The sequence below is a fragment of the Clostridium tetani genome (genome assembly GCF_900167265.1).
Classification (GTDB): domain Bacteria; phylum Bacillota; class Clostridia; order Clostridiales; family Clostridiaceae; genus Clostridium_G; species Clostridium_G tetani.
This window is the reverse complement of record NZ_FUWT01000008.1, coordinates 1-21,125: the sequence shown is the minus strand read 5'-3', so window position 1 is coordinate 21,125 and position 21,125 is coordinate 1. Positions and strand designations below refer to the sequence as shown.

Sequence of the window (21,125 nt, the reverse complement as noted above, 5' to 3'; positions counted from 1 at the left end):
TCTGTGATAAATATATAAGGGGGGATAATAATTGAAATTGAAAGGTATAATTCAGATATTACGTCCTAAACAGTGGATAAAAAATGGCTTCGTTTTTGCGGCTCTAATGTTTTCTGGAAAATTTATGAACCTAGGTTTATTGCAGAAGAATATATATGCATTTGTATTATTTTGTTTAACTTCTTCTGCTGTATATGTATTAAATGATATAGTGGATTTAGAAAAGGACAAGCTTCATCCAGATAAGAAAAAAAGACCTCTTCCAAGTGGGATGATATCTAAAAAAAATGCAATAATATTAGATATAGTACTAATAATAACGATGGTAAGTTGCTCTTATAACAATATTAAAGTTTTTGCAATATTATTAGGTTATTTGATTATGAATATATTATATTCTTTTAAGCTAAAGAACATTGTAATTATAGATGTTATGATAATAACTCTTGGTTTTGTTATGAGGGTAGAGGCTGGAAGCTTTGCTACAGGGGTAGTTATTTCCCCATGGCTTTTATTGTGTACAATGCTACTTTCTTTATTTTTAGCTATAAATAAAAGAAAAAGTGAATTAATAACCCTAGAAGGAAAGAGTGGCAAACACAGAAAGATATTAGAGGAGTATTCTGTTGAATTCTTAGATTCAATGTTAACCTTAGTAACTCCTTCTATACTAATAGCCTATTGCTTATATACCTTTAGTTCTGTGCAAAGTAAGAATATGATGTTTACTATACCTTTTGTATTATATGGTTTATTTAGATATCAATATTTAATGTTGAAAAAAAATATAGGGGGTAAACCAGAGGATATATTTACAAAGGATATACCCTTTTTAATTAATATAGTCCTTTGGATTATAAGTGTTTTTATAATTATTTATAAGATATAAAGGAGTTGATTTGATGTTAATGAAACTTGAGTCAGATAGAAAAGAATATGGAAAGTCTTATTATTTGATAATAGCATTAATTGGAGTACTACTTAGTATATTTTGGTGTAAACTTATTAAAACAGAACCTTTTTCAGATTTTAAATATTATTATGAATTAGCCCGTAGTATATCTCAGGGAAAACCTTGGGGAGATACATATACAACTGTTGGATATCCTATAGTTTTAGGTGGAATATTTAAAGTTTTTGGAGATAGCCTATTTATAGCTAAAACTTTTAATTTAATATTAATTCTTTTAAATTATTATCTTGCTTATTCTATCTTAAATAAACTGGATGTAAAAGAAAAGCTTAGGAAAGTTATATTTACTATATTTATATTCTTTCCTTTAAATATTATGTATAGTAGCGTATTAGCCACAGAGCCCCTATTTACAACTATTTTACTTTTGATAACTAATATATATTTTAGTAAAACTAAATTTAAATATATATACATAGGAATACTTACGGCAATGAACGCTATGATAAAACCATTCTTTATAATATTTTTCTTTGCCATACTTATAATCGATGCTATAGGAGAATGGAACATAAAAAAAGCTATAATTAATAGTTTAACAGTATTAATTATATCCTTACTTTGTATATCTCCTTGGATATATAGGAATACAAAGTATGTAGGAGAACTTACCTTCATATCTAATAATGGAGGAATAGTGCTTTATATAAACAACAATTCTCAAAATAAAACTGGTATGTGGATGGATGTTAATGATGTAGAAAATTCTGTTGCCAAAACAGAAGAATATAAAAATGCAAATATGACTCAAAAAAATAAAATGCTTACAAAAGCAGCAAAAAAATGGATTAAAGACAACCCTAAAAGATTTGTTGAGTTAGGTCTTTTAAGATTAGGAGTAACCTATGGTTTGGCAGATGATACATACTATACCACTTATGGAAGTGATGTAAATGCGTCAGCAAAATATAATATATGTAAGAGTATAACTGGAGTAAAGGCTTGTATTTTTCTTGTAGGTATAATTTTTGCATTGTTATATAGCATTTATATTATAGTAAATATTTTTAAGAATAGAGGTAGAAATATAGATAAAGGGTTACTATATACACTAGTTACATTTTATATGTTTACCTGTGTGTATTTCGTAACAGAGGGACAAGGCAGATATTCATTTCCATTAATATTTTTTATGATATATTTATTTGCTACCTGTATAGAACATTTGTTTAGGTTAAGAAATAAATCCTTATAAGAGGAGGAAAATACATATGATGGGACTTATATTGAGCTCAGTATTTTTAGGTGCTTTAGGGCAGATATTAGTAAAAGTAGGAGCTACAAGCTTAAATTTGAGTTTTGCACCAGGACAATTTATACCAAGTATTATTAGTATATTGAAAAACTTTTTTGTTATGAGTGGGATAGTATCCTATGGAACTAGCTTTTTGATATGGATAAAGGTGTTAAGTAAGGTGGAACTTAGTTATGCATATCCAATGGTTAGTTTAGGTTATGTTATAACTACAATATATGCTTATTTTTTCCTGAATGAAAATATCTCAATTGAAAGAGTATTAGGAATATTACTAATTATAGGTGGAGTATTTTTGATTTCACGAAATTAAAAATAAAAATAATTGCAATTTAAGAACATCTCTTATGAAGATATATCTATTTTTACGGCGTTACACTTTATAATGAAATAAAATGTGAAAAAATCAAAAATAAAAATTGCATTTTTCACTTTTATTATGTATTATATTACTATGGCTTAAATTTATATGATATACAAAATAGGGGGTGTTTTTAGATGTTATCTAAAAAAGGAAAGGAAATATCACCTTCTGTTACATTAGCAATAACTGCAAAAGCTAATGAAATGAAGAAGGATGGAATAGATGTAGTAGGTTTTGGGGCAGGGGAACCGGATTTTAATACACCTGAAAATATCCAAAATGCTGCAATTAAAGCAATGAGAGAAGGATATACAAAGTACACACCAGTTTCTGGCGTAGTTGAATTAAAAGATGCTATAGTAAATAAATTCAAAAAGGAAAATAATTTAATATATAAATCATCACAGATAATAGTATCCACTGGAGCAAAGCAATGTATAGCTAATTTGTTTATGGCTATTTTAAATCCAGGAGATGAGGTTTTAATATCTGCACCATATTGGGTTAGTTATCCAGAACTCGTTAAATTAGCAGATGGTGTGCCTGTATTTGTAGATTGTAAAAAAGAAAATGATTATAAATACTCTATAGATGAATTAGAAAAGAGGGTTTCTAGTAAAACAAAGGCTATAATTATTAGTAGTCCGAACAATCCAACAGGAAGTATTTATTATGAAGAAGAGCTTAGAGATATAGCTGAATTTTGTAAAAAACATAATTTAATAATTTTATCCGATGAAATATATGAAAAACTTATTTATGGACATAATAAACATATAAGTATAGCTAGCCTAAATGAAGATACTTATAATAGAACTGTTGTAATAAATGGAGTATCTAAGACTTATGCTATGACTGGTTGGAGAATAGGATATGCGGCAGGGCCAGGAAATGTAATTAAATTAATGAATAATATACAGAGTCATATGACTTCAAATCCAAATTCAATCGCTCAATATGCTGCCCTAGAAGCTTTAACAGGAGAGCAGGAGTCTATAAATAGTATGGTGAGTGAATTTGAAAAGAGAAGAAATTATATGGTGGAAAGAATAAATTCAATAAATGGAATAGAGTGTATAGAGCCTAAAGGAGCCTTTTATATGTTTGCTGATATAAATAAAGTAATAGGTAAGAAAATCAATGGAGAAGAAATAAAAAACTCTGTGGATTTTTGTGAAAAATTATTAGAATTATATAAAGTAGCTGTTGTTCCAGGAGCGGCTTTTGGTTTAGAAAATCACATAAGGCTTTCCTATGCTATATCTATGGAAAATATAGAAAAAGGATTGGACAGAATATCAAATTGTGTTAGCGAATTACAAAGTTAAATTCTTATATGTTTAAAACGCTTAAATTTAATGTTATAATAAATTTGGTTTATTAATTATTAATACAGAGGTGATACAAATGATTAAAAAGGAAGTTGTAGTAAGTAGTTCAACAGGTCTTCATGCTAGACCAGCTACTTTATTAGTTAAAAAGGCGTCTTTATTCAAGTCTGATATAACTATTGAGCATAATGGGAAAGAAGCTAATATCAAAAGTCTTATTGGAGTGTTGTCTTTAGCTGTAACCAGTGGAGCAACAATTACAATAAAAGCTTCAGGTGATGATGAAGCTTTAGCAGCAGAAGAAATTGCAAATTTAATTGAATCAATGGACTAAAAAATAAAAGGCTCAAGAATTAGAGCCTTTTATTTTTATGACTTAGAGTATTTCTTTATTCTTAAGAATAGGAATAATAAATATACGCCAGCTGTTCCTATAATTATATATATTATTCTAGATAAAAAGTTAGCGGGCTCGCCCAAAATAGCACTTACTATGTTCAAATTAAATAAACCTAAAAGACCCCAGTTTAAAGCTCCTATAAAGACTAAAATGAAAGAAATTTTGTCAATTAAATTAAATTTATACATAATATTGCCTCCTGTTTGTTTTAATACTATTCTAATTAAATTATATTAATAAAATATAATTTATAGAACGTATTTTAACAGAAGGTGCACTTATATAAAATTACGGTTTTATTTTATTGGAAAGAAGCTGAGGGATTGGTTGTTTAGAAATTCGTATTATATAATCTAAGATATTTTCTTACGTATATAAATAAAAAATGAAAACTTTACAGAAAATACAAGAACTTTGTAAAAAAATGTAGTATAATATACATATATGCTACTAAATTAGGGGGTTAAAATAATGAATGTAGAAGAATTAAATCCGTTTAAAAATGTGCAAAAAATAATGAAGAAAATCTGCGAGGATCTTAATTTAAATGAAAGTGTTTATGAATTAATTAAGGAACCTTCAAGGATAGTTGAAGTTAATATCCCAGTTAAAATGGATAATGGTTCTATAAAAGTTTTTAAGGGATATAGAAGTCAACATAATAATTCCATAGGTGCTACAAAGGGTGGAGTTAGATTTCATCAAGGTGTAAATTTAGATGAAGTAAAAGCTTTATCTATATGGATGACCTTAAAATGTGCTATAGCAAATCTTCCTTTTGGAGGGGGAAAGGGTGGAATTATAGTAGATCCTAAAACTTTATCCAAAGGTGAATTAGAAAGATTAAGTAGGGGATATGTAGAAAAACTTTATGAGGTTTTAGGTGAAGATTTAGATATTCCAGCTCCAGATGTAAATACAAATGGTGAAATAATTGCTTGGATGGCAGACGAATATAATAAGCTTTCAAGACAAAATGCTTGGGGAACTTTCACAGGTAAACCAGTAGAATTAAATGGTTCTAAGGGTAGAACTGAAGCAACAGGTTTAGGGGTAGCTATAGTTGCTAGAGAAGCTTTAAAAAAACTTAATAGAAATATAGAAAATTCTTCTGTAGCGGTTCAAGGCTTTGGAAATGTAGGAAGTCACGCTGCTCTTTGCATAGAAAACCTAGGTGGGAAAATAGTTAGTGTATCAGAATGGGATAGAGAAAAAGGATTTTATGCCATATATGATGAAAAAGGATTAAACATTAAAGAATTAATAAGTTACTTTAATGAAAATGGAACTTTACTTGACTTCCCTAGAACTTCTAAAATAAGCGAAGAAGAATTTTGGAGTTTATCAGTGGATGTGTTAGTTCCGGCAGCATTAGAAAATTCCATAAATACAAATAATGCTAATTTAATAAATGCTAAACTAGTTTGTGAAGGAGCTAATGGACCTGTTACACCTGCAGCGGATGAAATATTAGAGAAAAAAGGAATTGAAGTTACACCAGATATATTAACAAATGCAGGTGGAGTTATAGTTTCTTATTTTGAATGGGTACAAAATTTAGATAATTACTATTGGAATGAAAAAGATGTTAAAACTCGTGAAGAAGAATTCTTAGTAGAAGGATTTAACAATGTGTGGTTTATGAAAGATAAATTTAATTGTACTATGAGAAATGCAGCTTATATGTATGCTATAAATAAATTAGCGAAATCAATGAAAGCTAGAGGATGGTATTAAAACTTTAAAAAAATAAGGTAAATAAAGTAGAAGTTAAAAACTTCTACTTTATTTAATGATAATATGTATCAATTGATATAATAAAAGAGAAAAATATCAAATGGATTTATTTATAAAAAATATTTTAAGAAATTATTAAATGTAGATTTTTATGTTTGAATAAAAATATAAAATGTTTTTTAGATTTAAATGGTAGTATATAATAATATGTAATTATGGTAGTATAATCATGTATATATTATTATATATTTTTCAGAGATTTTTATTCGCTAAATATACATTTAGCGAAATTGGATAGAATTTAGGAGGTTTTTAGCAATATGTACAAGCTTAAGAATATATATGACCCTGAATTACCGCAACAATTAAATAATTTTCTTAATTATTTAACTACAGTAAAAGAAAGATCCCCTAATACTATGAGTGCATATAAAGTGGATTTAGTTATGTTTTTTAGATTTCTAAAATTATACAAAACTAAATTACCAAAGGATATAGAATTTGATGATATAGATATTAGTGATATAGACGATGAATTTATAAGAAAGATCACTCTTACAGATCTTTATTCCTTTATGGCGTTTTTAGATAACTATAGGGATAACGGAAGTTATGCTAAAGCTAGAAAAGTAGCTACATTAAAATCCTTCTTTAAGTTTTTATACAGTAAAGTAAAAATATTAGAAGAAAACCCTGCGATAGAATTAGAATCACCTAAAATTAAAAAGAGAAATCCAACCTACTTAACTTTAGAAGAAAGTAAAAGATTATTAGCTTCTATTGATGGCACTAATAAAGCAAGGGATTATTGCATAATTACATTATTTTTAAATTGCGGACTTAGACTATCTGAATTATGCAGTATAGATATTTCTAAAATAAAGGAAGACACTCTTTATGTAATTGGTAAAGGTAATAAAGAAAGAACCATCTATTTAAATAAGGCATGCTTAAAAGCCGTAGAAGATTATTTGAAGGTAAGAAATAAAAATTTAGATAAAATAAAGGATAAAGATGCATTGTTTATAAGCAGGAATAATACTAGAATAAATAAAAGAACTGTAGAAATTATGTTGAAAAAATATTTAAAGAAAGCTAATTTAGATGAGGAAAAATACACACCTCATAAGCTTAGACACACTGCTGCAACTCTTATGTATAAACATGGAGATGTAGATATTAGAAGCCTTCAAAAGATATTAGGTCATGAAAATATATCTACAACTCAAATTTATACTCATGTTGATAATGAAAAACTAAGAGAGGCTGTAAAATTAAATCCTCTAAGTGGAGAATCTATGGAATAATGAGCATTAAATGCTTGTTATTCTATCTTTTTAATTCTAATTAAACCAGGAAATTCTTCATATGTAAATTTTTCTGACTTTTCTTGATTTTCTAATATCTCCCTAAGTCCTTCTATATCTTCAATAAACTCATAAGAATATTCATCTGCCCCCTCTTCTTCATTAGGAAGAGAATTTAGAGATTTTTCTTTAAACCAATCTATATTTTTTTCTTCATCTTCTATTACTTCATCTATTTCTAAACTTCTCATGTCTTTTTCTATATCATTTTCTAAACACTTTCCACAGCTATCACATATTTTGGAAGGATTTAAATCGCAAATATCACATTTATTACAATCATCACAATCTTTTTCTGAGTTAAAAATACATTTTATATATTTTGCCATGTTTCTATCCCCTTTTCATTTATTATAGAAAACCCCTACTCTTTGTAGTTGCTTAAGTATTATACCAAAGTAATAATATATATTCAAGAGTGTAATAGAACATAAGTTTGATATTTAGATGAATATATGCTATAATTTTAAATAAATTGTATTAAAATTTGAGAGGTGTTTTTACATGGCCAGACAAAATAAACAAGAAGCAATATACGAATTTATAAAAGAACAATTAAGAGAAAAAGGATATCCCCCATCAGTCAGAGAAATTTGTAATGCAGTGGAACTAAGATCTACCTCTACAGTTCATGGTCACTTAAAAAGATTAGAAGAAAAAGGTGTCATAAGAAGAGATCCTACTAAACCTAGAGCAATTGAAGTTTTAGAACATTCTATAATGAAAAAAGAAATGGTAGATATTCCTGTTGTAGGAACAGTTACTGCTGGTAAACCTATTCTGGCAGTGGAAAATATAGAAGATACTTTTGCTTTACCTATAAATTATGTAAGAAATAAAAAACAATTATTTGCACTTAAAATAAAAGGTGATAGTATGATAGATACGGGAATATTAGATGGTGATTTGGCTATAGTTGAAAAAAATAATTCTGTATTAAATGGTGAAATAGTAGTAGCACTATTGGGTGATAGAGCCACTGTTAAAAGGTTTTTTAAAGAAAAAGATTACATAAGATTACAACCGGAAAATGAAACTATGGAGCCTATTATTGTAAAACAGTGTGAAATAATAGGAAAAGTAGTTGGTGTATATAGGAAATATTAAAAACAAGTCTTGTGGTACCACAAGACTTGTTTTATTTTAATGATTTAGAACTCTATCTAAAGCCATCAATATGCCAATTTTCACATGATCAAAGGTTAATCCACCTTGTAAGAAGGCTATGTAAGGTTCCCTTATAGGTGCATCTGCAGATAACTCAATGGAAGAACCTTGTATAAATGCCCCTGCTGCCATAATAACTTGATCTTCATAACCTGGCATATCCCATGGTTCACAGTGGGCAAAAGAATCTATAGGAGATCCAAATTGTATTCCCTTACAGAAATTAATTACCTTTTCCTTATCATTAAATTTTATAGCTTGTATTATGTCACTTCTCTTTTCATTGTAGTAAGGTAAAACTTCAAAACCTGCAAGTTCCATAAGTCTTGAACATAAAACCGCTCCCTTTAAAGCTTCCATAGCTACATGAGGTGCTAAGAATAGTCCTTGATACATAAGTCTCATTACTCCAAAGGTTGATCCACATTCCGCCCCTATACCAGGAACTGTTAATCTATAAGAGGCTTGAGTAACATACTCTTTTTTACCTACGATGTATCCACCTGTAGGTGCTAATCCCCCTCCTGGATTTTTAATTAAGGAACCAGCTATTAGATCTGCTCCTACATCTGTTGGTTCTATTATATCTATAAATTCACCATAGCAATTATCTACAAAACAGATTATATTTTTCCTTATGCTTTTTACTAAATCTACAATATCTTTTATTTCTGACACTAGTAAAGCCTTTCTCCATGAATAACCTGTTGATCTTTGAATATGTACTATTTTTATAGAAGGGTCTTCTTTTATAGCCTTTTCAATGCCTTTAAAGTCTAACTTTCCTTCTTTTAAATCAACCTGTCTATAGTTTATTCCGTACTCCTTAAAAGAACCTATGTTATTTTCTTCAGTTAAACCTATTACACTATGTATAGTATCATAAGGAGTTCCTACTACAGCAAGCATAGTATCTCCAGGTCTTAAATTCCCAAATAAAGCAGCCCCTATAGTATGAGTACCGCTTACAAAGTGAGGTCTTACTAATGCACTTTCCGCATTGAATATACGGGCATATACTTTATCTAAAGTGTCTCTACCCATATCTCCATAACCATATCCCGTAGTATTAGTAAAATGAGCATCACTAATCCTTTCTTCTTGAAAGGCGTTAAGAACTTTTAGTTGATTAAATTCTCTTATTTCATCATAAGTTTTAAACTGAGGTTCTATATCTTTAAGTGCTTTTTCATATAAATCCAATGTATTATCACTTATTTTATATTTGTATTTTAGTAAATATTTTGTACTATCTATCATTATTAAACTACCTCCAAAATAAAAATTGCTACAACTTTATATAATATCACATAAAAAAAGAATAGGCAAAATTACTGCCTATTCTTTTTGCATAAATTTATATTGATTATTCTTCTGTAGATTGTGCAGTAAATAATATGTCTTTGCTAGGTGTAATAGTGGAAATTGCATGCTTATATATAAGCATTTGTTTTCCTAAAGAATCTAATATTACAGTGAAGTTATCAAACCCTTTTACAAATCCTTTTATTTGGAATCCATTAGTTAAATGTATTGTAACTTCAATTCTATTCTTTCTAGCACTATTTAAAAATATATCTTGTAAATTGTTTACCGTTTTAGCCAATATAATCCCCTCCAATATAGTTTACATTTATAATTCTATATAATAAATTAAAATCCTTTTAATTTATTAAACTTATTAAGTATTTCCTTTACTATGGCATCATCGTTTTCAAATTCATCTTTATTTATCCATATAGCTCTAGGATCTCGCCTAAACCAGGTTAGTTGACGTTTAGCGTAGTTTCTGCTTCCTTTTTTAATTAAATACACAGCTTCATTAAAGGAAATTTCACCATTAAGGTAGTATAGTAGCTCTTTATAACCTATCCCCTGCATGGATTGCATAGTTTCATTGCAGCCCATCTCCTTTAATTCTTTAACTTCGTCTAATAATCCTTCTTGAAGCATTCTATCCACTCTCATATTTATTTTATCATATAATTTATCCCTATCCATATACAATACGAAATAATATATGGAATATGGAATGTTAAATAAGTTTTCTTTTTCTTCTTTTGCATACTGACTCATGGGTTTCCCAGTAACCTTATATACTTCCAATGCTCTAATTACTCTCTTTAAATTATTATAATGAAGATTATTATAAGAATATTCATCTATATCCTTTAAAAGGCTGTGAATATATTCTTTTCCTTTTTCTTTAGCTAATTTTTCAAGATAATCTCTATAATCATTATCTTTATTTGCATCAGTAAAACTATAGTTATATATTATAGAGTTAATATATAATCCAGTTCCTCCAACTAACATTGGAATATTATCTCTGTTGTAGATTTCTTCTATTTTATTTTCAGCTATGTTTTTATATTCAGCCACACTAAAATTTTCCCAAGGTTCAACTACATCTATTAAATGATGTGGTATACCCTGTCTTTCTTCTTCAAATATTTTAGCAGAGCCTATATCCATATGTTTATATATTTGCATTGAATCCGATGAAATTACCTCTCCTCTTAATGCCTTTGCCAAATTTAGAGAAATTTCTGTCTTACCTACAGCTGTAGGACCAGATAATATAAATAAGTCTTTCATAATTAAGCCTCTTTCCTTTATTGAATTCTTTTAAATTTTTTCTCTAATTCTAAAGATGTAATTTTAATTATAGTAGGTCTACCATGAGGACAATTAAAAGGATCTTTTGCAAATCTTAAATCATTTATAAGGGCTTCCATTTCTTCTTTGGATAGTTTATCATGAGCTTTAACTGCTGATTTACAAGCAAGCATTGCAATGGAATCATATTTTACTTCTATGGTTTCTCCACTACCCATGGCTTTTATATTATTAATTATATCCATAAATAAATTATTTATATCAGGTTTACCCATAATAAAAGGAACTTCTCTAATATTTATTGTGTTTTCTCCAAATACTTCTATATTAAATCCTGTTTTATAAAACAGTTCTTTATTATCCACATAATAGGAAAAATCCTCTGAATCCAACTCCAGTACAATAGGCTGTAAAAGTAATTGTGATTTAACCTCATCCTTTTTAATTTTATCCCTATAGGTTTCAAAAAGTATTTTTTCATGGGCAGCATGTTGATCGATTATATATAAGTTTTTAACACTCTCAGCCAAAATATAGGTATTATCAAATTGACCTATGATCTTCATGTCTGGTAATTTTGAAACCATATCCTCTGTGTTTTCTTTAAGGATATTCTTGAGTTTATTTTCAGAAAGATTTTCCTTGGTATCAATATAAATATTTTTATTAATATTGTCTTTTACAATATTATTTTCATTGCATAATACTGAATTAACTAGACTTTTTCTTTCAATATCCATAGAAGCACTCTTTAAATCAATAGGTATTTGAACCTTTTCAACATTTTGAAATAAAGAAGGATTTTCTTTAATTATTTCTTTGTTATCCTCTTTTACATCTTCTTTTATTTGTTCATTAAATTCTTTATATAAACTTTTCTTTATACTTTCATGCACAGTTTTAAATACAAAGGAGAATACTATTTTATCTTCTTTAAATTTTATTTCGGTTTTGGTTGGATGCACATTTACATCTATGTATTCTGGAAATATATCTATGAATATTACAAAAAAGGGAAACTTATTTATAGTTAAAAAAGATTTAAAAGCATTTTCAACAGCGGCAGTAATTAATCCGCTTTTTATATACCTTTTATTTACAAAAATACTTTGATTATTTCTACTTCCCCTACTAAGTTCTGCATTTCCTATATATCCATAAACAGATATAATGTCACTATGACTTTCAAAATAACTTATATTTTCTAAAGTTTTTTTACCATATATAACTCTTATGGCATCTTCTAAATTTCCAGATCCATAGGTATTTAAAACGGTTTTGCCATTGTTTATAAGTTTAAAGGCTATATCAGGATTAGCTAGGGAAAGTCTTTGTATAATATCCGATATAAGAGAACTTTCTCTTGATGATGATTTTAAAAACTTTAATCTAGCGGGTACATTATAAAATAAATCTGTAACCTTTATTGTGGTACCTGTGTTCATTCCCACATCATTAAAGGATATAAAATTACCACCTTCCATATATATCTCTTTACCTGAAGTTTCACTTAAAGGCTTAGATTTTAAAAGTATTTTAGAGATAGAGGCAATACTTGGTAGTGCCTCACCTCTAAATCCCATAGTATTTAAAGAAAAAATATCATCTATATTTAAAATCTTACTAGTAGCATGGGTTAGGAAAGCTTTTTGTATATCATCTGCATAAATCCCAGCGCCATCATCTGAAACTTTTATAAGATCCTGTCCCCCATTTTTTACTTCTACTGTAATATTTTTAGCTTCAGCATCTATGCTATTTTCAACTAATTCTTTTACCACAGAAAAAGGTCTTTCTACTACTTCCCCAGCAGCTATTTTGTTAAAGGTACATTCATCTAATATATTTATTCTCTTCAAAATATTTCACCCTACTTTTTTTCAATAGACTTAGCTTTATTAATTAAATCATATAATTTATTAAACCCCTCCATAGGATTTAAATTTAATATATCAATTGAAGAAATTTCTTTGATTAGATTTTCTTCTTCAATTTGAGTAAAGCTAATTTGAAAATCATCGTTTGCTAATAATTTATCAGTTGCTATCTCTTTTTTATTTTCTTTTTCAATATGATTTTTATTCTCTTTTATGTCATCAAGTTCTATTTTATTGTCTTTATTTTGTTCTATACTATTTAGTATTTCTTTAGCTCTTATAATTACATCCTCTGGAAGCCCAGCAAGTTTTGCAACTTCTATACCATAGGATTGATCCGCTCCACCTTCTATTATCTTTCTTAAAAATACAATATCTTTATCCATTTCTTTTACTGATACTGAGTAATTTTTTACACCCTTAATTTTATTTTCTAATTGAATTAATTCGTGATAATGTGTGGCAAAAAGAGTTTTTGATCTTAAGTTTTTATTATTGCAAATATATTCAATAACAGCCCAAGCTATACTTAATCCATCAAAAGTGCTAGTTCCCCTACCAACTTCATCTAAGATAATTAAGCTTTTAGAAGTAGCATTTTTAAGTATATTAGAAACTTCCCACATTTCTACCATAAAGGTACTTTTACCAGCAGATAAGTCATCAGAAGCTCCTATTCTTGTAAATATTTTATCACAAAGGGATATGGAGGCTTCCTTTGCAGGAACGAAACTGCCTATTTGAGCCATTATAGTGATTAAAGCTACTTGTCTCATATAGGTAGATTTTCCTGCCATATTAGGTCCTGTAATTAATAACATTTGATTATCTTCAGTATCCATAGTTGTATCATTAGCTACAAAGCTACCTGTAGGAATCATTTTTTCTACTACAGGGTGTCGACCATCTTTAATAATTATATCATTTCCTTCTAATATTTTAGGTTTTGAATAATTATTTTCTAAAGCTACTGTAGATAAGGAACTTAAACAATCTAAGATAGCAACTATATTTGCAGATATTTTCATTCTATCTATGTCTTTTTCTATAGAATTTCTTATACTTACAAATACTTCATACTCAAGACTAATTAATTTTTCTTCTGCTCCTAAAATTTTATCTTCCATTTCTTTCAATTCAGGAGTTATGTATCTTTCACAATTTGATAGAGTTTGTTTTCTTACATACCTTCCTTCAGGTACAGAGGAAATGTTAGATTTTGTGACTTCAATGAAATATCCGAAAACTTTATTGTATCCAACTTTAAGAGACTTTATTCCAGTAAACTCCCTTTCACTACTTTCAAGGTTTGCAATCCATTCCTTACCATGAGATTTAGCCATTCTTAATTCATCTATTTCTTTGTTAAATCCATTTTTTATAAGATTACCATCTTTTATTGTAATAGGCGGATTATCCATTATAGAGCTTTCTAATAATTCATAGATATCTTTTAATTCGTCTAGATTTGATAACATATCTTTAAATAAATCCGCTTCTAATTTACTTAATATATCTTTTATATAGGGTAATTTTTCTATAGAATTTTTTAATGAAAGAAGTTCCTTTGCATTCACATTTTTAGATGATATTTTACCAACTATTCTTTGTATATCATAAATATCTTTTAAAGCATCTTTTAAATCTTCATGTAGGGATATATTTAATACTAATTCCTCTACAGCATTTAGTCTTTTATCAATTTTTTCTTTATTTATCAAAGGTTGTTCTACCCAATTTCTTATAAGTCTAGCCCCCATAGCAGTACTACACTTATCTAGAACCCATAGAAGAGATCCTTTTCTAGATTTATCTCTAATAGTTTCTGTAATTTCTAAATTTCTTCTTGAATTTATATCCATAGATAAATAGTCCACTATATTATAATTTTTAAAACAATCTATATGCCCAAGGGACATTTTTTGGGTTTCTAATATGTATTTTAAAAGTCCATTACCACACTTTATTAAAACTAAAGAATATTCTTCTTTAGAGAAGTCTGAAAACTGTCCTTCTAATAAATTATAATCCTTAAAATAGTCTTTTTCTAAATTAGTAATGGATATAGTAAAGCGGTTTTTTATTTCTTTTAAAATATTTTTGTCTATATCTTTATTTAATAATAACTCACTAGGGTCAAACTTTGAGATTTCATCCAATATAATAGATTTATCTAAAGAATGGCTTGTGGCAAAGAAGTCTCCCGTTGATATATCACAAAAACACATAGCCACAGATTTATCTTCTATATATAAACTCATTATATAGTTGTTTTTTGTTTCATTTAAAAAGTTACTATCTGAATAAGTACCAGGTGTAACTATTTTTACAATATCTCTTTTAACTATACCCTTAGCGGCAGAAGGATCTTCTAATTGTTCACATATGGCTATTTTATACCCTTTGGATACCAATCTATTTATGTAGTTAGAAGCTGAATGGTATGGTATGCCACACATTGGAGCTCTTTTAGAAAGACCACAATCTCTTCCTGTTAATACTAATTCTAATTCCTTAGATGCAGTTTCTGCATCTTCAAAAAACATTTCATAAAAGTCACCTAGTCTAAAAAATAATATACAATCCTTACATTTTTCTTTTACTTCTAGGTATTGCTGCATCATTGGTGTAAGTTTCAAAAATAGGCCACCTCCTAAAGTATTTTATAAAAAAAGCTCTATTTATTAAGAGCTTTTTTTATAACAGTTAATCATTTTTAATATATATTATATATGGTGCTAAGCTCCAAGATATTCTTATACTTCCTCTCCTTCAAGAGAAAAGGATAGAGTTTTAGTTATTTTAACATCAACTATCTTACCTATATTATCTTTGTTTCCAATAAAGTTTACAAGTTTTGCAGTATCAGTTCTACCACTTAATTTATTCTTATCGTTTTTACTTTCTCCTTCTACAAGTACTTTAACTATTCTATCTTGATATTTTTTATTATTCTTTTCACAACTCTTATTTACAACTTCAACAAGTTTTTTAAATCTATCATGCTTTACATCCTCTGGTACTTGTTCTTCTATATCATAGGCAGGAGTACCTTTTCTTTTGGAATATAAGAAGGTAAAGGCGGAATCATATTCCACTTCTTTTACAAGTTCTAAAGTTTCATTAAAATCTTCTTCTGTTTCCCCTGGGAAACCTACAATAATATCTGTTGTAATGGCTACATTAGGTATTTCTTCTTTTATTTTATTAACCAAATTTAGATAGTCTTCTCTATTATAATATCTATTCATTTTCTTTAAAATTCTACTGGAACCAGATTGAACTGGTAAATGTATATGATTGCATAATTTATCGCATTCTTTAATAGCATAAATTACATCCTCTGTTAAATCCTTAGGATGAGAAGTCATAAATCGGACTCTTTCAATTCCTTCAATTTCATTTACATGCCTCAAAAGTTCTGCAAAGCTTACTTTAGGTTCTAAGTCTTTTCCATAGGAATTCACATTTTGACCCAATAAAGTTATTTCTTTGTAACCACTTTTCACAAGTTCTTTTATTTCTTTTTCTATATCAGAAACTTCTCTACTTCTTTCCCTTCCTCTTACATAAGGAACTATACAATACGTACAAAAATTATTGCATCCATACATTATAGTTACAAAGGCTTTAGTAGAACTTTTTCTATCTACAGGAATACCTTCTACTATTTCTTCTTCTTTATCCCATACCTCAATTATGGATTTTCCTTCTTGCTTTGCTCTATTTAAGTATTCTGGGAACTTATATGAGTTATGAGTTCCAAAGATTATATCTACAAAAGGATATTTTTTTATTATAGCTTCAGCCATTCCTTCTTGTTGCATCATGCAACCACAAACAGCAATTATAAGATTAGGATTTTTTGATTTTAATCCTTTTAATGCACCTAAATTACCATAGACTTTAAGTTCTGCATTTTCTCTTACACAACAAGTATTAAATATTATAATGTCAGCTTGATTTTTATCTTCTGCATTTTTATATCCTATATTTTTTAACATACCAGATAATTTTTCAGAGTCTTCTTCATTCATTTGACAACCCCAAGTGAAAATAAAGAAGAATTTTTCATTCTCCTTTGAATGCATTGTATTTACTATATTATTCAACGTTTATTCCTCCATTTATTTTTAATTTATTTTTGTACCTATTAATATAATTACTATACCATAAACTATAAGATAAAAAAATATCCTTATTAATTTAAGGATATTTTTACTTTGTATTTAAATGAATTTTAGCTTTTTTAATATTTCTAAACTATCTTTGAAAGCTTGTCTATACGTAAATTTATTTTCGTAAACAGATAATTCCATTCTTTTATCATAGATAGCATCCAATAAACTTTTATTTTCTGGAGAAAGTTCCTTCTCTATTTTTTTATATAATAAGGTATATTCTTTACTTGTTCTTTTATACTCTTCATTATTGAAGAACTTCTTATTATTTGCAATAGAATTAAAAAATAAATCCTCAAATATTTTTTCTATATAATTTTGTTCCATATGTATCTCTCCTTACAAATATCTTATTGTTTTCAATTGGTTACATTAAACATATGTTTGCAATTCACTATGTACCTCCTTAATTTAGAATAAAGTCATTTTTAAATAGATAAGAATAATTTCTCTTAACTTTTCTTAATGTTATTATACCTCGAAAAATATTCCTGGTCGGAATATCGCTCGACATTTTACCACATTTTTCTTATTTATATTTGTGTAATTTTATTTTAAAATTAAAGTGAATTATATTTTTAATTTAAGAAGGGGTATGCAAATGTTAAAAGCTATTCGTATACAAAAAGGAATTACACAAAAAGACTTGGCAAAAAGATTAGGAATAAGCCAATCTTACTTGTGTAAATTAGAAAGCAAAGGGTTATATAAAATTAAAGTTAATGTAGAGCTTATAGATTCTTTAGCAAGAGAACTAAATCTCTGTCAAATTGCTGTGTTTTTATATTTTTTAAATGTCAATATTTACTGTCCCTTTTATTTTAAAAAGACAGAATAACTGGAAATTAAATAACTATAGATATTCCTGCTATAAACTTGTTTTATAAAAAATAAGTTTATGGAGGGATTATTTTGTTTGGGGATAGACTTAAGGAATTAAGAGAGGAAAAGGAGCTTACACAAGAGGAATTGGGAAAATTTTTAAATGTTTCTAGGCAGACTGTATCTGGTTATGAATCCGAAGCGATAGAACCTAATATAGGTAACTTAGTTAAATTAGCAGATATATTTAATGTAAGTTTGGATTATTTATTAGGGCGGACTAAAGAACGATACAATCTAAATTTAAATAATAAAAAGAATAAAGAACTAATATTAGATATAGTAAAAGTAATAGAAAAGTATAAATGAATATAAAAAGAAGATCTAAGGCTTAAACTTTAGATCTTCTTTTTATATTAAGTTTTATTATTTAAATAAATTTAAATATAATCTTTCATTTTTAGTTTCTGCATCAACTACACATAAAGCAAAATCTTTTCCCTTTACCTCTGTAGGTATCTCAAATACAAAAGTTGTTTCTATTGGAACATTAGGATTTAAGTCCTCTAGTATATATCCAGCTTTTTTATGCAATATATGCTTATTATAACTATTTAATGCTATGGTTATATCTGTATTAGGGTAGTATAATTGTTTATTTTTAATATCTACTAACGCAAATAAATTTTTATCTCCTGCTTCTGCTGGTGCACTGCCTTTATTAGTCATTTGTAGTTTAATCATACAATAATTTTGATTTGTCTTGTGTATTTCACTCTCTAGACTACCAGTTTTAATTTCTTTAGTATTTTTGAATTCTAAAACTTTATATGAAAAAGAATTATTTGTGCCTTCTTCTCCTAATTTTTTATAGATATTATTCCCCTCTTCTTTCTTTTCTTCTTTTTCATTGTCCTTGTTATTTACTGAAACTTTTTGTGATTTATTAATTCCTGCATTCACTCTTTTTATTGCTGATGCATCACCTATAAAATAACCTGCAACAAAAATGATAATTGCACCTATTATTAATATTATATTTTTTTTCATATAATCACCTCCTTTATTGTAATTAATTCCATTATATATATAATAATACCATATGTAAACATTTACTACACATTTAGACATTTTACAACAATAAAAAAGAGGTAGCAGCTAGCTACCTAAAGATTAATTACTATTTAAATTTTTTTCTCTTTCTTTTATTAGTTGCTTTAACTCTTCCAAGTCCTCTAGCGAAGCTTTATTCCTTATAAAGCTTCTAGCACTAGATCGGCTTTTTAAATAACTTGCATATTCCCTGTTTTTATTTTCCCATTTTTGATTAGCTATGGTTTGTTTATTCTTTTCCATTCTTATCATCCTTTTTCTTTTTAACCTCTAGTTTCTCTATTTCAAGTTTTGCTTTTTCTTTTTTAAGGTATGTTAATCTAAACCATAATAATAGCATTACTACAATTGATATTACTATTAAATAATTTAATAGTCTACTCATATGATAATGTGATATAATATAGGAAAGGTTGAGGGGTTTTATTCCCCCTCTTTTAACCTTTTGATTTCTAGCCTTAGTTTTTTTATTTCTAACTCGGTTTTTCTGTTCTGCAAATTCAGTTGCCGTATTGTTAGTAATGAAATTACTAGGGCTATTGTCTTTCCTATGTTTTCTATCACTTTCTCACCTCCTTTAATTATGTTATACTACACGTAGTATGAAGTGTCAATACTTTTTATATATTTATTTCTATATTTATGTAAATTATTTTTAAAATAAAAAAGCCATGGACTAGGAATTACCCTAACCCATGGCTTTAAAGTTACTCTGTAATAAATCCTTCATATCCTTTACTTTTTAATTCTTTTAATAAATTCTCTGCATGTCCTTTATTCCTAAACGCTCCTACTTGAATCTTATATAATTTTTCTTCTACCTTTTTCTGCTGCTCTAGAGTTTTTAATACTATAGATGTTTCTGTAACCTTTTTTTCATTTCTATATCCACTAACTATAATTCTATATTTTGTATTTGGCTTTAAACATTTATACACTGCCACTTGGTTAGCATTCTTCTGTAATTTAACATAGTTAGCATTAGGAGGATTTACGTCAAAAGCCCATAAAGCATTATTTACGCCTTCTACATGCCCAAATATCCTGTCTACATCTTTGTAATCTCTTACAATTAAGTTAATAGCTAGATTATCCCCTACTATTGTTCCGCCGCCATCTACTGATATACTTGCTGATGCAGGTTTATTTGGATTAGGAACAACATTTAAAGCCTTTCCTATTGCTCTACCTAATTTAATACCTCCAACCCAATTAAAGTTATTCACATCTGCTTTATTAGTTACAAAAAATGGTTCTATGATTATAGCAGGGCAACCTACACTACCATTCATTTCAGCTAGTCCTCTAACATCTGGCTTAGCTCCTCTACTTTTGAATCCTAGTTTAGATATAGCACTGTTAACATCTAAAGCATAATTTCTAGCAATTGAATCTCCAGAAGGGAACAATACCTCACAACCATTAGCAGATTCTTCTGTAAAACTATTAGCATGACAAGATATAAATAAATCTGCTCCAAATTCTCTAGCTTTATTAATACTATATGATAAAGAATCTCCTAAACTTCTATTTGCTTCTGGTGGCGTTACGTCTAATACTTCATATCCCTTTGATTTTAGACTTTCTATAATATATGGCATATATTGCTCTACAGCTTCTATTTCTTTAACAAAACCTTCTGCTCCTAGATCCTTTCCTGTCCTTTGATGACCTCTTCTTATTGCTATTTTAATACTCATTTTACAACACTCCTCTTTATTTTATTTCTCTTTTTACTGTGGTTTGTTTTATCAACTGATTTCCAAATACCGCAACACCTGCTGTAAGTATTCCTTGTATTACTGCATTTGCATTGAGTCCAATTAAAGCTATAGAACCTAATATGCCTACAACTAATAATATCCATGGTATTGTCCAATCTTTAATCTGTTTAGTTTGTTTTAACATTAGTCCCAAAA

At 27.9% G+C, this 21,125-nt stretch carries 25 protein-coding genes; 10 read left to right on the top strand and 15 right to left on the bottom strand.

The window, feature by feature from the left end; all coding sequences use genetic code 11:
• Nucleotides 1–31: 31 nt before the first annotated feature.
• The 5 genes from B5D21_RS07295 (at nucleotide 32) to B5D21_RS07275 (ending at nucleotide 4,257) form a co-directional block, all read left to right on the top strand.
• The gene (locus tag B5D21_RS07295; RefSeq protein ID WP_011099519.1) at nucleotides 32–889 is read left to right on the top strand and encodes a decaprenyl-phosphate phosphoribosyltransferase; all 858 of its coding nucleotides are present in this window, start codon (nucleotides 32–34) and stop codon (nucleotides 887–889) included.
• A gap of 13 nt (nucleotides 890–902) precedes the next feature.
• Nucleotides 903–2,168, top strand: coding sequence for a hypothetical protein (locus B5D21_RS07290; RefSeq protein WP_338028206.1), 1,266 nt, complete (start codon nucleotides 903–905; stop codon nucleotides 2,166–2,168).
• A 16-nt stretch (nucleotides 2,169–2,184) separates the two neighbouring features.
• Entirely contained in the window at nucleotides 2,185–2,541 is a 357-nt protein-coding gene (locus tag B5D21_RS07285) for an SMR family transporter (RefSeq protein ID WP_011099521.1), read from the top strand.
• Between the two features lie 185 nt (nucleotides 2,542–2,726).
• Nucleotides 2,727–3,920 (top strand): pyridoxal phosphate-dependent aminotransferase, encoded by a 1,194-nt coding sequence (locus tag B5D21_RS07280; protein ID WP_011099522.1) that lies wholly within the window; start codon nucleotides 2,727–2,729, stop codon nucleotides 3,918–3,920.
• A gap of 79 nt (nucleotides 3,921–3,999) precedes the next feature.
• On the top strand, nucleotides 4,000–4,257 hold the full coding sequence (locus B5D21_RS07275; RefSeq protein ID WP_035109868.1) for an HPr family phosphocarrier protein: 258 nt from the start codon (nucleotides 4,000–4,002) through the stop codon (nucleotides 4,255–4,257).
• Nucleotides 4,258–4,292: 35 nt separating this feature from the next.
• Here B5D21_RS07275 and B5D21_RS07270 read toward each other — a convergent pair whose 3' ends face one another.
• The gene (locus tag B5D21_RS07270; RefSeq protein ID WP_035109866.1) at nucleotides 4,293–4,511 is read right to left on the bottom strand and encodes a DUF378 domain-containing protein; all 219 of its coding nucleotides are present in this window, start codon (nucleotides 4,509–4,511) and stop codon (nucleotides 4,293–4,295) included.
• Between the two features lie 283 nt (nucleotides 4,512–4,794).
• On the opposite strand from B5D21_RS07270, the gene B5D21_RS07265 reads away from it, so the two are divergent.
• Both B5D21_RS07265 and B5D21_RS07260 read left to right on the top strand, forming a co-directional pair.
• Nucleotides 4,795–6,060, top strand: a complete 1,266-nt coding sequence (locus B5D21_RS07265; protein WP_011099523.1) for a Glu/Leu/Phe/Val family dehydrogenase — start codon at nucleotides 4,795–4,797, stop codon at nucleotides 6,058–6,060.
• A gap of 320 nt (nucleotides 6,061–6,380) precedes the next feature.
• Complete coding sequence (locus B5D21_RS07260; protein ID WP_011099524.1) at nucleotides 6,381–7,367, top strand: tyrosine recombinase XerC; 987 nt, start codon at nucleotides 6,381–6,383, stop codon at nucleotides 7,365–7,367.
• A gap of 17 nt (nucleotides 7,368–7,384) precedes the next feature.
• Here the strand turns inward: B5D21_RS07260 and B5D21_RS07255 are convergent, their stop codons facing one another.
• Nucleotides 7,385–7,756, bottom strand: coding sequence for a hypothetical protein (locus B5D21_RS07255; protein WP_011099525.1), 372 nt, complete (start codon nucleotides 7,754–7,756; stop codon nucleotides 7,385–7,387).
• A gap of 175 nt (nucleotides 7,757–7,931) precedes the next feature.
• On the opposite strand from B5D21_RS07255, the gene lexA reads away from it, so the two are divergent.
• Nucleotides 7,932–8,534 (top strand): transcriptional repressor LexA, encoded by a 603-nt coding sequence (lexA, locus tag B5D21_RS07250; RefSeq protein WP_011099526.1) that lies wholly within the window; start codon nucleotides 7,932–7,934, stop codon nucleotides 8,532–8,534.
• Nucleotides 8,535–8,570: 36 nt separating this feature from the next.
• Here lexA and B5D21_RS07245 read toward each other — a convergent pair whose 3' ends face one another.
• The 7 genes from B5D21_RS07245 to B5D21_RS07215 all read right to left on the bottom strand — a co-directional run bounded on the left by B5D21_RS07245 (nucleotide 8,571) and on the right by B5D21_RS07215 (nucleotide 17,598).
• Nucleotides 8,571–9,854: a methionine gamma-lyase family protein gene (locus B5D21_RS07245; protein WP_011099527.1), complete on the bottom strand. Its 1,284-nt coding sequence runs from the start codon at nucleotides 9,852–9,854 to the stop codon at nucleotides 8,571–8,573.
• A gap of 106 nt (nucleotides 9,855–9,960) precedes the next feature.
• On the bottom strand, nucleotides 9,961–10,200 hold the full coding sequence (hfq, locus tag B5D21_RS07240) for an RNA chaperone Hfq (protein ID WP_035109862.1): 240 nt from the start codon (nucleotides 10,198–10,200) through the stop codon (nucleotides 9,961–9,963).
• A 47-nt stretch (nucleotides 10,201–10,247) separates the two neighbouring features.
• A complete protein-coding gene (miaA, locus tag B5D21_RS07235; protein ID WP_011099528.1) occupies nucleotides 10,248–11,192 on the bottom strand; it encodes a tRNA (adenosine(37)-N6)-dimethylallyltransferase MiaA in 945 nt (314 codons plus the stop codon).
• Between the two features lie 17 nt (nucleotides 11,193–11,209).
• Nucleotides 11,210–13,072, bottom strand: coding sequence for a DNA mismatch repair endonuclease MutL (gene mutL, locus B5D21_RS07230; RefSeq protein ID WP_011099529.1), 1,863 nt, complete (start codon nucleotides 13,070–13,072; stop codon nucleotides 11,210–11,212).
• An 11-nt stretch (nucleotides 13,073–13,083) separates the two neighbouring features.
• Nucleotides 13,084–15,729 (bottom strand): DNA mismatch repair protein MutS, encoded by a 2,646-nt coding sequence (gene mutS, locus B5D21_RS07225; RefSeq protein ID WP_011099530.1) that lies wholly within the window; start codon nucleotides 15,727–15,729, stop codon nucleotides 13,084–13,086.
• Between the two features lie 117 nt (nucleotides 15,730–15,846).
• Nucleotides 15,847–17,202, bottom strand: a complete 1,356-nt coding sequence (gene miaB, locus B5D21_RS07220) for a tRNA (N6-isopentenyl adenosine(37)-C2)-methylthiotransferase MiaB (RefSeq protein WP_035127924.1) — start codon at nucleotides 17,200–17,202, stop codon at nucleotides 15,847–15,849.
• Between the two features lie 117 nt (nucleotides 17,203–17,319).
• Complete coding sequence (locus B5D21_RS07215) at nucleotides 17,320–17,598, bottom strand: DUF6809 family protein (RefSeq protein ID WP_035127921.1); 279 nt, start codon at nucleotides 17,596–17,598, stop codon at nucleotides 17,320–17,322.
• Nucleotides 17,599–17,872: 274 nt separating this feature from the next.
• Here B5D21_RS07215 and B5D21_RS07210 point away from each other — a divergent pair, with 274 nt between their 5' ends.
• Together B5D21_RS07210 and B5D21_RS07205 are read left to right on the top strand one after the other, a co-directional pair.
• A complete protein-coding gene (locus tag B5D21_RS07210) occupies nucleotides 17,873–18,109 on the top strand; it encodes a helix-turn-helix domain-containing protein (protein ID WP_035127919.1) in 237 nt (78 codons plus the stop codon).
• A 74-nt stretch (nucleotides 18,110–18,183) separates the two neighbouring features.
• Nucleotides 18,184–18,462, top strand: coding sequence for a helix-turn-helix domain-containing protein (locus tag B5D21_RS07205; RefSeq protein WP_035127916.1), 279 nt, complete (start codon nucleotides 18,184–18,186; stop codon nucleotides 18,460–18,462).
• A 57-nt stretch (nucleotides 18,463–18,519) separates the two neighbouring features.
• On the opposite strand, the gene B5D21_RS07200 is transcribed toward B5D21_RS07205, so the two are convergent.
• The 6 genes from B5D21_RS07200 to B5D21_RS07185 all read right to left on the bottom strand — a co-directional run bounded on the left by B5D21_RS07200 (nucleotide 18,520) and on the right by B5D21_RS07185 (nucleotide 21,123).
• A complete protein-coding gene (locus B5D21_RS07200) occupies nucleotides 18,520–19,143 on the bottom strand; it encodes a DUF4352 domain-containing protein (protein WP_052040975.1) in 624 nt (207 codons plus the stop codon).
• A 123-nt stretch (nucleotides 19,144–19,266) separates the two neighbouring features.
• Nucleotides 19,267–19,449 (bottom strand): hypothetical protein, encoded by a 183-nt coding sequence (locus tag B5D21_RS07195; protein ID WP_035127913.1) that lies wholly within the window; start codon nucleotides 19,447–19,449, stop codon nucleotides 19,267–19,269.
• The gene (locus B5D21_RS14160; protein WP_164967547.1) at nucleotides 19,436–19,591 is read right to left on the bottom strand and encodes a hypothetical protein; all 156 of its coding nucleotides are present in this window, start codon (nucleotides 19,589–19,591) and stop codon (nucleotides 19,436–19,438) included. The genes B5D21_RS07195 and B5D21_RS14160 overlap by 14 nt, the downstream gene beginning before the upstream one ends.
• Nucleotides 19,592–19,629: 38 nt before the next feature.
• Entirely contained in the window at nucleotides 19,630–19,770 is a 141-nt protein-coding gene (locus B5D21_RS13910; protein ID WP_128992984.1) for a hypothetical protein, read from the bottom strand.
• 143 nt (nucleotides 19,771–19,913) lie between these two features.
• Nucleotides 19,914–20,906 carry an N-acetylmuramoyl-L-alanine amidase gene (locus B5D21_RS07190; RefSeq protein WP_078688086.1) on the bottom strand — a complete coding sequence of 331 codons (993 nt, stop codon included), beginning with the start codon at nucleotides 20,904–20,906 and terminating at the stop codon, nucleotides 19,914–19,916.
• A 16-nt stretch (nucleotides 20,907–20,922) separates the two neighbouring features.
• Nucleotides 20,923–21,123 (bottom strand): phage holin family protein, encoded by a 201-nt coding sequence (locus tag B5D21_RS07185; protein WP_242848426.1) that lies wholly within the window; start codon nucleotides 21,121–21,123, stop codon nucleotides 20,923–20,925.
• Between the last annotated feature and the right edge of the window lie 2 nt (nucleotides 21,124–21,125).

Bases quoted from the DNA above. Each gene is read 5' to 3' on its own strand.
- B5D21_RS07290 (WP_338028206.1), top strand. From the start codon at position 903: ATGTTAATGAAACTTGAGTCAGATAGAAAAGAATATGGAAAGTCTTAT.
- B5D21_RS07285 (WP_011099521.1), top strand. From the start codon at position 2,185: ATGATGGGACTTATATTGAGCTCAGTATTTTTAGGTGCTTTAGGGCAG.
- B5D21_RS07280 (WP_011099522.1), top strand. From the start codon at position 2,727: ATGTTATCTAAAAAAGGAAAGGAAATATCACCTTCTGTTACATTAGCA.
- B5D21_RS07275 (WP_035109868.1), top strand. From the start codon at position 4,000: ATGATTAAAAAGGAAGTTGTAGTAAGTAGTTCAACAGGTCTTCATGCT.
- B5D21_RS07270 (WP_035109866.1), bottom strand. From the start codon at position 4,511: ATGTATAAATTTAATTTAATTGACAAAATTTCTTTCATTTTAGTCTTT.
- B5D21_RS07265 (WP_011099523.1), top strand. From the start codon at position 4,795: ATGAATGTAGAAGAATTAAATCCGTTTAAAAATGTGCAAAAAATAATG.
- B5D21_RS07260 (WP_011099524.1), top strand. From the start codon at position 6,381: ATGTACAAGCTTAAGAATATATATGACCCTGAATTACCGCAACAATTA.
- B5D21_RS07255 (WP_011099525.1), bottom strand. From the start codon at position 7,756: ATGGCAAAATATATAAAATGTATTTTTAACTCAGAAAAAGATTGTGAT.
- lexA (WP_011099526.1), top strand. From the start codon at position 7,932: ATGGCCAGACAAAATAAACAAGAAGCAATATACGAATTTATAAAAGAA.
- B5D21_RS07245 (WP_011099527.1), bottom strand. From the start codon at position 9,854: ATGATAGATAGTACAAAATATTTACTAAAATACAAATATAAAATAAGT.
- miaA (WP_011099528.1), bottom strand. From the start codon at position 11,192: ATGAAAGACTTATTTATATTATCTGGTCCTACAGCTGTAGGTAAGACA.
- B5D21_RS07215 (WP_035127921.1), bottom strand. From the start codon at position 17,598: ATGGAACAAAATTATATAGAAAAAATATTTGAGGATTTATTTTTTAAT.
- B5D21_RS07210 (WP_035127919.1), top strand. From the start codon at position 17,873: ATGTTAAAAGCTATTCGTATACAAAAAGGAATTACACAAAAAGACTTG.
- B5D21_RS07200 (WP_052040975.1), bottom strand. From the start codon at position 19,143: ATGAAAAAAAATATAATATTAATAATAGGTGCAATTATCATTTTTGTT.
- B5D21_RS07195 (WP_035127913.1), bottom strand. From the start codon at position 19,449: ATGGAAAAGAATAAACAAACCATAGCTAATCAAAAATGGGAAAATAAA.
- B5D21_RS14160 (WP_164967547.1), bottom strand. From the start codon at position 19,591: ATGAGTAGACTATTAAATTATTTAATAGTAATATCAATTGTAGTAATG.
- B5D21_RS07190 (WP_078688086.1), bottom strand. From the start codon at position 20,906: ATGAGTATTAAAATAGCAATAAGAAGAGGTCATCAAAGGACAGGAAAG.